The 13,682-nt window shown below is 66.8% G+C and carries 9 protein-coding genes; 5 read left to right on the top strand and 4 right to left on the bottom strand.

The window, feature by feature from the left end:
* Positions 1-108 precede the first annotated feature (108 nt).
* From BLU17_RS16735 to BLU17_RS16720, 4 genes are all read left to right on the top strand, one after another.
* Complete coding sequence (locus BLU17_RS16735) at positions 109-552, top strand: MliC family protein (RefSeq protein WP_091998390.1); 444 nt, start codon at positions 109-111, stop codon at positions 550-552.
* Positions 553-677: 125 nt separating this feature from the next.
* Entirely contained in the window at positions 678-2,324 is a 1,647-nt protein-coding gene (locus BLU17_RS16730) for an acetolactate synthase large subunit (protein ID WP_091998389.1), read from the top strand.
* 109 nt (positions 2,325-2,433) lie between these two features.
* The gene (locus tag BLU17_RS16725; RefSeq protein WP_091998387.1) at positions 2,434-3,870 is read left to right on the top strand and encodes an aldehyde dehydrogenase family protein; all 1,437 of its coding nucleotides are present in this window, start codon (positions 2,434-2,436) and stop codon (positions 3,868-3,870) included.
* Positions 3,871-4,478: 608 nt separating this feature from the next.
* Positions 4,479-5,957: a DEAD/DEAH box helicase gene (locus BLU17_RS16720; RefSeq protein ID WP_091998537.1), complete on the top strand. Its 1,479-nt coding sequence runs from the start codon at positions 4,479-4,481 to the stop codon at positions 5,955-5,957.
* Between the two features lie 73 nt (positions 5,958-6,030).
* On the opposite strand, the gene gluQRS is transcribed toward BLU17_RS16720, so the two are convergent.
* Positions 6,031-6,945 carry a tRNA glutamyl-Q(34) synthetase GluQRS gene (gluQRS, locus tag BLU17_RS16715; RefSeq protein ID WP_091998386.1) on the bottom strand — a complete coding sequence of 305 codons (915 nt, stop codon included), beginning with the start codon at positions 6,943-6,945 and terminating at the stop codon, positions 6,031-6,033.
* Between the two features lie 50 nt (positions 6,946-6,995).
* Positions 6,996-7,868 carry a sulfurtransferase gene (locus BLU17_RS16710; protein ID WP_091998384.1) on the bottom strand — a complete coding sequence of 291 codons (873 nt, stop codon included), beginning with the start codon at positions 7,866-7,868 and terminating at the stop codon, positions 6,996-6,998.
* 245 nt (positions 7,869-8,113) lie between these two features.
* Here BLU17_RS16710 and dnaE point away from each other — a divergent pair, with 245 nt between their 5' ends.
* Positions 8,114-11,671 (top strand): DNA polymerase III subunit alpha, encoded by a 3,558-nt coding sequence (gene dnaE / locus BLU17_RS16705; protein ID WP_091998382.1) that lies wholly within the window; start codon positions 8,114-8,116, stop codon positions 11,669-11,671.
* 59 nt (positions 11,672-11,730) lie between these two features.
* Here dnaE and BLU17_RS16700 read toward each other — a convergent pair whose 3' ends face one another.
* Both BLU17_RS16700 and BLU17_RS16695 read right to left on the bottom strand, forming a co-directional pair.
* The gene (locus BLU17_RS16700; protein WP_091998380.1) at positions 11,731-12,564 is read right to left on the bottom strand and encodes a glycosyltransferase family 2 protein; all 834 of its coding nucleotides are present in this window, start codon (positions 12,562-12,564) and stop codon (positions 11,731-11,733) included.
* Positions 12,561-13,376, bottom strand: a complete 816-nt coding sequence (locus tag BLU17_RS16695; RefSeq protein ID WP_091998374.1) for a glycosyltransferase family 2 protein — start codon at positions 13,374-13,376, stop codon at positions 12,561-12,563. Before BLU17_RS16695 ends, BLU17_RS16700 begins: the two co-directional genes overlap by 4 nt.
* Positions 13,377-13,682: the final 306 nt, after the last annotated feature.

The following is a 13,682-nucleotide window of genomic DNA, read 5'->3' as shown; positions in this document are numbered from 1 at the left end:
GCGCGGCGCCGGCCGTGCGGCCGGCGCGCGTCACGGGTTATCGTGCGAGCCTGCCGCAACAGCTCGCGTGCCGCACGCGCCGCGCGGCCCACGCACACGGAGAACGCAATGATCGACGCTCGAAGCCGCGCCGGCGGTCTTTTTCCCATCCAGGCAATTCGCGCGATCCGCTCGCGCGGCGCCCGCTGCGCGCTCGCGCTGGCGTGCGGGGTCGTCGCCGCGCCGCACGTCGATGCGGCCGGCGCGGCCAGTGCGCCGCTGGAAGTCCGCGACATCCGCGTGCAGACGCGCCACACGTTCGGCTATACCTGCGCCGACGGCAAGACGTTCAAGGTCACGTATCTGAACGCGGCCAACGGCCAGAGCTTCGCGCTCGTGCCCGTGGACGGACGCAAGCTCCTCTTCGTCGGCGTGATCGCCGCCTCGGGCGTGAAGTACGTCGCCGACCGCTATACGTGGTGGACCAAGGGCCCCGGCGCCGATCTCTACGACACCATGTCCGGCGCGAGTCCGAAGCCGGTGGTCGCCGGCTGCGCGACCATCATGCGCTGACGCCAACGCCAACGCCGAAGGCGCGCTTCACGACGCGTTCCGCCCCGCGGGAGTAACCTGTCGGCCTGCACGAAGGCCGGCTGCCGCACGCGCCGCCGGCCACGCTCATGCCAGCGAGGTGGTCGATGAAAGCATCGGATCTGTTCGTGAAGGCGCTCGAAGCCGAAGGCGTCGAGTATGTGTTCGGTATTCCGGGGGAAGAAAACCTCGATCTGCTCGAATCGCTGCGGCGCTCGAAGATTCGTCTGATCGTCACGCGCCACGAACAGGCCGCGGGTTTCATGGCCGCCACCTATGGGCGGCTCACGGGCCGCACCGGCGTGTGTCTCTCCACGCTCGGTCCCGGCGCCACCAACTTCGTCACGGCCGCCGCCTACGCGCAGCTAGGCGGCATGCCCATGCTGATGGTCACGGGCCAGAAGCCCATCAAGTCGAGCAAGCAAGGCCACTTCCAGATCGTCGACGTGGTGCGCATGATGGAGCCGCTCACGAAGTACGCGCGTCAGATTGTCTCCATCGGCAACATTCCGGCGCTCGTGCGCGAGGCGTTTCGCCAGGCCGAACAGGAACGGCCGGGCGCGGCGCATCTGGAACTGCCCGAGGACGTCGCCGACGAAGAGGGCGACGGCAAGCCCATTCCCAAGAGCTACAGCCGCCGCCCCGTCGCCGAGGAAAAGGCCGTCGCGCATGCGGTGGCGGCGATCTGCAAGGCGCGCCACCCGCTCCTCATGATCGGCGCGGGCGGCAACCGCAAGACCACGCGCGACGTGCTGCGCGAATTCGTCGACGAGACGGGCATTCCGTTCTTCACCACGCAAATGGGCAAGGGCGTCATCGACGAGTCGCATCCGCTCTGGCTCGGCAACGCCACGCTCTCGGACGGCGACTTCGTGCACCGCGCGATCGAGCACGCCGACTGCATCATCAACGTCGGCCACGACGTGATCGAGAAGCCGCCGTTCTTCATGCGCAGCGCGGAGGAGAAGACCGTCATCCACGTGAACTTTCTCGGCGCGCAAGTGGACCCCGTGTATTTTCCGCAGATCGAAGTGGTCGGCGACATCGCCAACGCCGTGTGGCAGCTCAAGGAAAACCTCAAGCTGCGCGAGCACGCGTGGGACTTCGCCCGCTTCGAGGAAATCAAGCGCCATTTCGAGGCGCATCTGGCCAAGGGCCAGCACGACGAGCGCTTTCCGCTGTACCCGGTGCGGCTCGTGCACGACGTGTACGAGGCGATGCCCGACGACGGCATCCTGTGCCTCGACAACGGCATGTACAAGATCTGGTTCGCGCGCTACTACCGCGCGCGCGAGCCCAATTCGGTCCTGCTCGACAACGCGCTCGCCTCGATGGGCGCTGGGCTGCCGTCGGCCATCGCGACCCGGATCGTGCATCCGCAGCGCAAGGTCGTGGCCGTGTGCGGGGACGGCGGCTTCATGATGAACTCGCAGGAGCTCGAGACGGCGGTGCGCCTGAAGCTCGATCTCGTCGTGCTGCTGTTGCGCGACGACGCGTTCGGCATGATCCGCTGGAAGCAGGAGAACATGAACTTCCCGGACTACGGCATGACGCTGCAAAACCCCGATTTCGTCGACTACGCCCGGAGCTACGGCGCGCACGGCCACCGCGTGGGCGCGGCGGACGCGCTCAAGCCGCTCGTCGAGCAGTGCCTCGCTCAACCGGGCGTGCACGTGATCGACGTGCCCATCGACTATTCGGATAACGAGCGCGTGCTCAATCGCGAGATCAAGCGCCTGAGCGCGCAGCTGTGAAACCCGGGGCCGGCCCGGGCGCACGCCTTGCGCGGCTCGAAGCCGGGCCTCCACGCTCCTTTACGCCGAGATCGCCACCGTGCGACGCGCTTCTTCCGGAGAATCCGCCATGCTCGAACCCACTTATCCGTACTACCTGGCCAACGAGGCGGTCGCCGCCAACACCGATCTCGAAGTCACCGACAAGTACAGCGGCGAAGTCGCCACGCGCGTCGCGCTCGCCGACGCGAAGGCCATCGACCAGGCCATCGCCGCCGCCGAAGCCGCCATGCCCGCCATGCGCGCGTTCCCGCCGTTCAGGCGCCAGGCCGTGATCGATCATTGCGTGGCGCGCTTTCGCGAGCGCTTCGACGAGCTCGCGACGGCGCTGTGCATCGAGGCGGGCAAACCGATCAACGATTCGCGCGGCGAGGTCACGCGGCTGATCGACACCTTTCGCGTGGCCGCGGAGGAAAGCGTGCGCATCGACGGCGACATCGTGAACCTCGAAATCTCGGCGCGCGCCAAGGGCTATCGCGGCTACGTGAAGCGCGTGCCCATCGGCCCGTGCTCGTTCATCTCGCCGTTCAATTTCCCGCTCAATCTGGCCGCGCACAAGATTGCGCCGGCGCTTGCGGCGGGCGTGCCGTTCGTGCTCAAGCCCGCGAGCCGCACGCCTGTGGGCGCGCTCATCATCGGCGAAGTGCTTGCGCAGACCGATTTGCCGAAAGGCGCGTTTTCGATCCTGCCCGCACACCGCGACGGCGCCGATCTCTTCACCACCGACGAGCGCTTCAAGCTCCTCTCGTTCACGGGCTCGCCTGCGGTGGGCTGGGATCTCAAGAAGAAGGCGGGCAAGAAGAAAGTGGTGCTGGAACTGGGCGGCAACGCGGCGGCCATCGTCGACGGCGACCAGGGCGGTAAGCTCGACTACGTGGTGGACCGGCTCGCGTTCGGCGCGTATTACCAGTCGGGACAGAGCTGCATCGGCGTGCAGCGCATTCTCGTGCACGCGTCGATTTACGACGCGCTGCGCGAGAAGCTCATCGCCAAGGTCAGGACGCTCAAGATGGGCGACCCGAAAGACGAGACGACTTTCGTCGGACCGATGATCTCCGTATCCGAGTCGAAGCGCCTCTCGGGCTGGATGGAGAGCGCCGTGCTGGCGGGCGCGAAGATCGTCGCGGGCGGCAAGGTGGATGGCGCGATGTTCGAGGCCACGCTGCTCGAAGACGTGCGCCGCGACACCGATCTCTACCGCAAGGAGGCGTTCGGGCCGGTCGCGATCCTGGAGCGCTTCGACGACTTCGGCAAGGCGCTGGCGATCGTCAACGACAGCGACTTCGGCCTGCAGGCGGGCGTGTTCACCGACTCGCTCGCGAATGCGCACCGCGCCTGGGACGGGCTCGAAGTGGGCGGCGTGGTGATCAACGATATTCCGTCATTTCGCGTGGATAACATGCCGTACGGCGGCGTGAAGGACTCGGGGCTCGGGCGCGAGGGCGTGCGCTATGCGATCGAGGACATGACCGAATTGCGGCTGATGGTGATGCGCGAAACGTGGTGAGCCGGCGGCACGGTAAAAGGGCGCGGAAAAAGGGCGCGATGAACGGGGCGCGATGTGCGGGAATCCGCCGTGCGCCTCGTGGCAGAACCGATGGGCCGCTGCCATAGGGATTTATGCCAAGGTGCTACAATACCGGCCTTTCGGCCCGTTGCGCCCGCGGCAAAAAGCGGGTAGAAAGCCGGCGGCAGCCCCTGTGCGGTCTGCCGGATCGGCCGGCGCAGCCGGCATGATCCGGCGGTGCGAGGCCGGTTGAGCCAGTTGAGCCAGGTGGGGCCGACCAAGCCGTTTTCGGCGAATGTGGCAAATGGGGCGAATACGGCGACCGGCGCAGCGATTGCGCCGGAACCATCTGGAAGCGAGCGAGTCTGGCCGGGTTGAACCCGAGCGAGCGCGGCAAGGGAGCCAGCGCCCCGTCCCCGGCGGACCTTCTCGTCGTCCGCGGGGCCACCCGTTTGCCGGGCGGCCCGCGCGAGCGTTCCGCCCGTCGCGGCAGGTGCCTTACATGTTGTGATTGTGATGCAGCCCTGCATCGACCTGCAATGCCCAGCAGTGACCTTTTGAGGCGCTCCCGCGCCTCGCGCGAAATGCGCCTTTATAGCGAAGCCACCATGTCCGACACAGCCGTCAAGCCCAGTACTGCGACCTTCGACCAGTTTGGCCTTGCACCCGAAATCCTCCGGGCCATCCAGGAACAGGGCTACACGACGCCCACGCCGATCCAGGCGCAGGCGATTCCCGTGGTGCTCACGGGCCGCGACGTAATGGGCGCCGCGCAAACCGGTACCGGCAAGACGGCGAGCTTCTCGCTGCCGATCATCCAGCGCCTGCTGCCGGCCGCGAGCACGAGCGCGTCTCCGGCGCGCCACCCGGTGCGCGCGCTGATCCTTACGCCCACGCGCGAGCTGGCCGACCAGGTCGCCAGCAACGTGCGCTCGTACGCGGTGCACACGCCGCTGCGCAGCGCGGTGGTGTTCGGCGGCGTGGACATGAATCCGCAGTCCGACGAACTACGCCGCGGCGTCGAGATCCTGATCGCGACGCCGGGCCGCCTGCTCGACCACGTCCAGCAGAAGACCACGAACCTCGGCCAGGTGCAGATGCTCGTGCTCGACGAAGCCGACCGGATGCTCGACATGGGCTTCCTGCCTGACCTGCAGCGCATCCTGAACCTGCTGCCGAAAGAGCGTCAGACGCTCCTGTTCTCGGCCACGTTCTCGGGCGAAATCAAGAAGCTCGCCGCGACCTACCTGCGCAATCCGCAGACAATTGAAGTGGCGCGCAGCAACTCGACGGCCACGAACGTCACCCAGATCGTCTACGAAGTCGCCGAGGGCGACAAGACCGGTGCGGTCGTGCAACTGATCCGCGACCGGGGCCTGAAGCAGGTGATCGTGTTCTGCAACAGCAAGATCGGTGCGAGCCGCCTTGCGCGCCAGATCGAGAAGTCGGGCATCGTGGCCGCCGCGATTCACGGCGACCGCTCGCAGAGCGAGCGCATGCAGGCGCTCGACGCCTTCAAGCGCGGCGAAATCGAGGCGCTCGTGGCGACCGACGTGGCCGCGCGCGGCCTCGACATCGCCGAGCTGCCGGCCGTCATCAACTTCGACCTGCCGTTCAACGCGGAAGACTACGTGCACCGCATCGGCCGCACGGGCCGCGCAGGCGCCTCGGGCGACGCGCTCTCGCTGTGCAGCCCCAACGAGAAGAAGCAGCTCGCCGACATCGAGAAGCTCATCAAGCGTCCGCTCACCGTCGAGCGGCTCGTGGTCGACGTGCCGGTCGCGCATCACGAGGGCGGTGGCCGCCGGCGCGAGCGCGACGGCCATGAAGGCCGTGGCGAGCGCGGTGAGCGCGGCACGCATCGCCGCGCGGCGTCGTTCGACCGTCCGCATCATCACCGTGCGCAGCCTGTCGACGACTTCTTCCTGAAGCCCTACGAGCCCTCGCCGGGCGCGCGCAGCAAGGCCGAAGACCAGCCCGCGGGCGCGGCGCCGCAAAAGCAGCAGCCGAAGCAGCCGCTCGCGGCGCTCCTTGGCGGCCTCGGGTCCGGCTGGCGCAACAAGCCGACGTCGTCTTCGTCGAACTGAGTTCGCGCGCGCGGCCTTCGCGCGCCGCCCAAAGAAAAACGGCATGTCGCTTCGAGCGACATGCCGTTTTCGTTCATGCGGCCGGTAATTGCGTGAGCCGCCGTTTCCACGCGTCGATCGCGTCGGCCTGGAACGCTTCGAGCGTTGCGGGCGCCGGGTCGTGAAGCGCGAGTCCCAGATGCCGCGCGGCCGCCGTCAAGGCTTCCAGCGGGCGCGCGGGGTCGAGCGCCCGCGCACCCGTTTGCTTGGAGAGCTTTTCGCCTTGCGCGTTGGTGACGACCGGCACGTGCAGGTACGCGGGCGTCGGCGCGCCAAGACACTGCTGGAGCCAGATCTGCCGCGCCGTCGAGTCGAGCAGGTCCGCGCCGCGCACGACGTGCGTGATGTGCTGCTCGGCGTCGTCCACGACCACGGCCAGCTGATACGCCCACTGGCCGTCCGCGCGCAGCAGCACGAAGTCGCCGACTTCGGTCGCGAGGTTTTGCTGCTGCGGGCCTTGCCAGCGGTCGTCGAAGCGGATGAGCGCGGGATTGCCGGCGCCGGATCGCGCGTCGTCGGGCACGCGCAGGCGCCAGGCGCGCGCGGGCTTGCCGTGCAGGCCGTTTCGGCAGGTGCCCGGATAGATCAGCGTGGTATTGCGCCGGTGCGCGTGCAACTGCGAATCGGCGATTTCCTTGCGCGTGCAGCCGCACGGGTAGACATGCCCCGAGGCGATCAGGCGATCGAGCGCGGCGCGGTACAGGTCGACGCGGCGGCTCTGCCATTCGGGCGGCTCGTCCGCGTGAAAGCCGAAGCGCCCGAGCGTGGCGAAAATTGCATCGGCCGCGCCCGGCACCGTGCGCGGGCCGTCGATGTCCTCCATGCGCACGAGCCAGGCGCCGCCATGCGCGCGCGCGTCGAGCCAGCTCGCAAGCGCCGAGACGAGCGAGCCAAAGTGCAGCGGTCCGGTGGGCGAGGGCGCAAAGCGCCCGCGATACCGTTGTGGCATTGGGCTCACGCGTTCAGTGCGTGTCAGTTCGTGTGCGTATCGCGTGCGTGTCAAGCAGCCGCTTGCGCCGCCGCGCCTGCTCGCTCGGGGTGGCACGCCGGGCAGCTTTTGCCCGCGACGTAGAGCGGCGAAGCCTGCTCGTCTGGGGTCACTACGGCGCGGCACGCGAAACACTGCACGGTATCGGTCGGTTCGAGCCGCGGGTTGAGCGCGGTGCGCTGGTCGAACACGAAGCAGTCGCCGTTGTAGTGCGCGCCGCCCACTTCCTCGAAGTACTTCAGAATGCCGCCCTCGAGCTGGTAGACGTGCTCGATGCCGGCTTCCTTCATGTGAATGGCGGCCTTCTCGCAGCGGATGCCGCCCGTGCAGAACGACACGACCGTCTTGCCTTCGAGGTCGGCGCGGTTCGCCTCGATCACGCCGGGGAATTCGCTGAACTTGCCGATGCGGTAGTCGAGCGCGCGCTCGAACGTGCCCACGTCGACTTCGAATGCGTTGCGCGTGTCGAGCATGACGACGGGGCGGCCTTCGTCGTCGAAGCCGCGGTCGAGCCACTGTTTGAGCACGACCGGCGCAACGGAAGGCGCGCGGCCTTCCTCGGGGCGGATCGCGGGCTTCTTCATCGTGATGATTTCGCGCTTCAGGCGCACGAGCATGCGGTTGAAGGGGCGCGTTTCGGAGAAGCTTTCCTTGAACTTCAGCGTCGCGAACTTGCCCTCGAAGAGCGGATCGTGATTGATGTAGTCCATGAAGGCGCGCACGTTGTCTTCATCGCCGGCGACGAACAGGTTGATGCCCTCGGGTGCGAGCAGGATCGTGCCCCGCAAGTCGAGCGCGTTGCAGCGCTCGAGCACGAGCGGGCGCCACTCGGCGGTCTTGTCGAGTGTGGCGAACTGGTAGGCGGAGAGATTGAGGATACGCATGATGCAACGGAAAAGGCGCGAGGCGCGCGTGAAAACCGGAGCCGGACGGGCGGACTGCGGTCCCGCGAAGCGGGAATGAGGGCAGGGCGCGCGCCGGGCGCAGTTCGCTATTATCCCTCAATCGCGCCTCACGCCGCCTGTGGCGTGGACGTCGCGCCGTGCGGCGGCCCAGGGCCCGCGCAAGGCCTTGTCCGGAAGGCCAGCATGCGAGCGAGCGCCGAAAATCGCGTGACCGTAGAGGTACAATGACGCCCATGTCAGATCCCCGCTTCGTCCATCTTCGCGTCCACTCCGAATTCTCGATTGCCGACGGCATCGTGCGTCTCGACGACCTCGTCAAGGCGGCGGCCAAAGACGGCCAGGGCGCGCTCGCGCTCACCGACCTCGGCAACGCGTTCGGCCTCGTACGTTTTTATAAGGAAGCCCGCGGCAAAGGGGTCAAACCCATTGCCGGCTGCGACGTCTGGATCATGAATCCCGACGACCGCGACAAGCCTTCGCGGCTTCTTTTGCTCGTGAAGGACAAGCGCGGCTACCTGAACCTGTGCGAGCTGCTTTCCAAGGCGTGGCTCACCAACCAGTATCGCGGCCGCGCGGAAATCGACGTCGCGTGGCTCGAAAGCGGTTTCGCCGAAGGGCTGCTCGCGATCTCGGGCGCGCAGCAGGGCGACGTGGGTCTCGCGCTCGCGGCGGGCAACGTCGAAAGCGCGAAGCGCCATGCGCAGCGCTGGGCGAAGCTGTTTCCGGGTGGCTACTACATCGAACTGCAGCGCTGCGGCCAGCCCGGCGGCGAGCAGTATGTCGAACAGGCGGTGGCGCTCGCGTCGCAACTGAAGCTGCCGGTGGTGGCGACGCACCCCATGCAGTTCATGACCGACGAGGAGTACACCGCGCACGAAGCGCGCGTGTGTATCTCGGAAGGTGACATCCTCGCGAATCCGCGCCGCCAGAAGCGCTTTACGACCGATCAGCGTTTTCGCACCCAGGAGGAAATGGTCGCGCTCTTCGCGGACGTCCCTTCGGCTCTCGCGAACACCATCGAGATCGCGAAGCGCTGCAACCTCAGGCTCGAACTCGGCAAACCCAAGCTGCCGCTTTTCCCGACGCCCGATGGTCTGTCGCTCGACGACTATCTCGTGCAGCTTTCGAAGGAAGGGCTCGAGAAACGCCTCGTGCAGCTTTATCCCGACGCCGCCGAGCGCGACAAGGAACGCGCGCGTTATTACGAGCGTCTGGATTTCGAGTGCGGGACCATCATCAAGATGGGCTTCCCGGGCTACTTCCTGATCGTCGCGGACTTCATCAACTGGGCGAAGAACAACGGCGTGCCGGTGGGGCCGGGGCGCGGTTCGGGCGCGGGCTCGCTCGTCGCGTACGCGCTCGGCATCACCGACCTCGATCCGCTGCGCTACAACCTGCTGTTCGAGCGCTTTCTGAATCCGGAACGCGTCTCGATGCCCGACTTCGACATCGACTTCTGCCAGCATGGGCGCGACCGCGTCATTCAGTACGTGAAGGAGAAGTACGGCGCCGACGCGGTCTCGCAGATCGCCACTTTCGGCACCATGGCCGCGAAGGCGGCCGTGCGCGACATCGGCCGCGTGCTCGACCTCGGCTACAACTTCACGGACGGCGTCGCGAAGCTGATTCCGTTCAAGCCGGGCAAGCACGTCACCATCGCCGACGCGATGAAAGAAGAGCCGTTGCTGCAGGAGCGCTACGACAACGAAGACGAAGTGCACCAGTTGCTCGACCTCGCGCAGCTCGTGGAAGGTCTCACGCGCAACGTCGGCATGCATGCCGGCGGCGTGCTGATCGCGCCCGGCAAGCTCACCGACTTCTGCCCGCTCTACACGCAGGGCGACGAAAGCGGCGTCGTGAGCCAGTACGACAAGGACGACGTGGAAGCCGTCGGCCTCGTGAAGTTCGACTTTCTGGGCCTCACCACGCTGACGATTCTCGACTGGGCCGAGCGCTATATCCGCATGCTCGACCCGTCGAAGAAAGACTGGTCGCTCGCCCAGGTGCCGCTCGACGACCCGGCGTCGTTCCAGATCCTCAAGAAGGCCAACACGGTGGCCGTGTTCCAGCTGGAAAGCCGCGGCATGCAGGGCATGCTGAAGGACGCGCAGCCCGACCGCTTCGAGGACATCATCGCGCTCGTGGCCCTGTACCGTCCGGGCCCGATGGACCTGATCCCGAGCTTTTGCGCGCGCAAGCACGGGCGCGAAGTCGTGGAGTATCCCGACCCGCGCGTCGAGCCTGTCCTGAAAGAGACCTACGGCATCATGGTCTACCAGGAGCAGGTGATGCAGATGGCGCAGATCATCGGCGGCTACTCGCTCGGCGGCGCGGACCTGCTGCGCCGCGCGATGGGCAAGAAGAAGCCCGAGGAGATGGCCGAGCACCGCGAGATCTTCGCGGAAGGCGCGGCGAAGAACGGCCTCACGCGCGAGAAGGCGGACGAGACCTTCGACTTGATGGAGAAGTTCGCGGGCTACGGCTTCAACAAGTCGCACGCGGCGGCCTACGCGCTGCTCGCGTATCACACGGCGTGGCTCAAGGCGCACCATCCGGCCGAATTCATGGCGGCCAACATGTCGCTCGCCATGGACGACACCGACAAGGTGAAGATCCTCTTCGAGGACTGCATCACGAACGGCATGAAGGTGCTGCCGCCCGACGTCAACGCATCGGCGTACCGCTTCGAGCCGGTGGCCGATGCTCTGGTGGCCGAGGGCAAGCGCTCGCGCACGATCCGTTACGGTCTGGGCGCGATCAAGGGCAGCGGCCAGAACGCCATCGAGGAAATCCTGCGCGCGCGCGAAGAAGGCGGGCTGTTCAAGAACCTGTTCGACTTTTGCGAGCGCATCGACCGGCGTCTCGTCAATCGCCGCACGATCGAGGCGATGATCCGCGCCGGCGCGTTCGACACGATCCACGCGAACCGCGCACAACTGCTCGCCTCCGTGCCGATGGCGATGGAAGCCGCCGAGCAGGCGAGCGCGAACGCCATGCAGGCAGGCCTGTTCGACATGGGCGACGCGCCGCTCGCGGCGCACGAACTGGTGGACGAGCCCGCGTGGGACGACAAGCGCAAGCTCCAGGAAGAGAAGGGCGCACTCGGCTTCTATCTCTCCGGGCATCTGTTCGACGCCTACAAGGACGAAGTGCGCCGCTTCGTGCGCCAGAAAATAGGCGAACTGAAGGAAGGGCGCGACAAGCTCATTGCGGGTGTGATCGCCTCGTTGCGCACGCAAATGACCCAGCGCGGCAAGATGCTCATCGCGATGCTCGACGACGGCACCGGCCAGTGCGAAGTGACGGTGTTCAACGAGCAATACGAGGCGCACAAGGCGCTCTTCAAGGAAGACGAACTGCTCGTCGTGCAGGGCGGCGCGCGCAACGACGCGTTCACGGGCGGCATCCGCTTCACCGTGGACACGGTGATGGACCTGGAGCGTGCGCGCAGCCGCTACGCGCAGGCCGTGAAGCTGCAGATGAACGGCAACGCCGACGCGAGCACGCTGCGCACGGTGCTCGAAGCGTATCGCGCGAAGCCCGACGACTCGCTGCCGGCGCCGGTTGCCGAAACGCGCGGCCGCGGCGGCTTCGGGCGCGATCGCGGCGAGCGCGCGCAAGCCGCGATTCCGAACGGCCTCGCCGTGCAGATCGCTTACCGCAACGATCGGGCCGAAGGGGAAGTGCGCCTCGGCGACGCCTGGCGCGTCAAGCCGACCGACGACCTGCTCGCCGCACTGCGCGGCGAGTTCGCCGGCAGTTCGATCGAGATCGTTTACTGAGGGGCTGGGCGGCGCGACAGCGCGCTTGTCGCCATGCCCTCGTTCGGGCACGACGCGCTTTACTGCGCGAGTTCGGCCAGGCCGCGTTCGGCACGCACGGTGCCATCCCCAATGCGCGCCTTGACCCGTTCCTGATTGGGGCTGGCCTGCGTGCGCGGCTGCTCGCGGTGCCACAGGTGGAAAATCTCCGTGGCGTAGGCGCCGAGCTTGCGGTGCACGCCGCCGTTGGCGAGCCGCACGACAAGGTCGGCGTCCTCGTGCCCCCAGCCGACGAAGCTCGTGTCGAAGCCGTTCACGCGCTCGAGGTCGCTGCGCCAGGCGCTCATGTTGCATCCCTTGATGCCGCGCCACTTGAACTGCTCTACGTCGCGCCACTTGCGGTCAGGCAGCTTGACGAAGAGCGGCGCGATCTTGTTGACGTGGCCTGCAAGGCGTTGTTTCGCCCAGAAGCCGAAGCCCTGGTCCTGCAATGAAATGCGCCGGTCGATGACCTGCTTCGTGAGCGTTTCGTCGAGCAGGATGCGGCTGCCGGTGACGATGGCGCGCTCGCTCGCGAGCTGCCGGTGCCGCTGAACGAAATCGCGCTGCGGAACGCAGTCGCCGTCGAGAAAGATCAGGTAGTCGCCGCGGGCCTGCGCGATGCCCTTGTTGCGGATCTCGGCCAGCCGGAAACCGTCGTCCGGGTGCCAGACGTGTTCGATGCGCACCGCGCTCGAGCTTGCGCAGCGCGCCACGGTTTCGCGGGTTGCCTTGGCCGAGCCGTCGTCGGCGACAATGATTTCGTAGCGCGTGTCGGATTGCGCGCCGCAGCCCGACAGTACGCGCTCGAGTGCGTCAGGCCGGTTATAGGTGCTCACGATCACGGAAATCAGCATGTCGCGGGGTGCGTTCATTGGATTTCCGGTGCATCGTCGCGGGATTTTGCCGCGGCTGCGTGCTGCGTTTCGAGCAGCATCAGCTTCAGGTAGCGGTAGTAGGTGCCTTCGGCGTTGGAGATCGCCAGCACGAAGCCCATCTTGCCGTCGAGAAAGCCGCGCTGGATGATCCAGCTGCGCACGAAGGACCAGAAGCCGTGCAGCAGCGCCTTGCGCAGGCCGCCGCGCTTGCCGCGCGCCGCGCCCTGGATCGCGCCGTAGCTCGAATAGCTGTCGATCTTCCCGAGCACTTCCGAGAAGTCACGGAAGCTGTAGTGGATCAGCGGTTCGGCGAGCGTGCCGACGCGCGCCTCGGGCGCCGCGATCACGCGTTCGTGGACGAGATCGGTCGAGAAGCGGGCGGCGTCGCGGCGAAAGAGCCGCGTGACGTAATCGGGCGACCAGCCGGAATGACGGATCCACTTGCCGCAGTAGTTCGATTGGCGGGGCAGGCGGAACAGGTCTGCGCCGTTGTCCTTCACGCTCGCGAGAATCTCGTCGCGCAGCGCCGGGGAGACACGTTCATCGGCGTCGAGCGAGAGAATCCAGGGGCCGCGGGCCATGTCGAGCGCGCGCTGCTTCTGCGGCCCGAAACCGGGCCAGTCGGTTTCCACGACCCTGGCGCCGAGCTCGCGGCAGATCGCCTGGGTGCCGTCCGTGCTGCCCGAATCGAGCACGACGATTTCGTGGGCCCAGCCCTGCACCGACGCGAGGCAGTCCCGGATATCGTGTGCTTCGTTTTTGACGATGACGATGACGCTGATCGCATCGGGTTTGGCGCGTTCGTTCATCGGCGCTGGCTCGCGATGGCTCGAATAAGGTAGGAAGTCCGGATCCGGATCGCCCGGCAATCCGGGAGGGCTGCCGGCGCACGCGGTGATGCGACGAAGCCGAATCGGTGAGTATATCCAAAATGTTCGCCGGTACGAAATCGGCGGGGCGCCGGCGCGCCGTGCATTCGCGCGCGGTTACGGGCGGTTACGGTGCCTGCGCGCTCTGGGCGCGGCCGTGCCGATCCTTCGGCGCCTGGTCCGAACGTTTACAATGGCGTACCTGTTTGCCGGGAGGCGGCAGATCACGCGTATTTTTCGAGGGAA

Origin of the sequence: Paraburkholderia lycopersici, from assembly GCF_900096975.1 — a bacterium.
GTDB classification, from domain to species: Bacteria; Pseudomonadota; Gammaproteobacteria; order Burkholderiales; family Burkholderiaceae; genus Paraburkholderia; species Paraburkholderia lycopersici.
The sequence above is the reverse complement of the archived record's forward strand: the minus strand, read 5'-3'. Positions and strand labels throughout refer to the sequence as shown.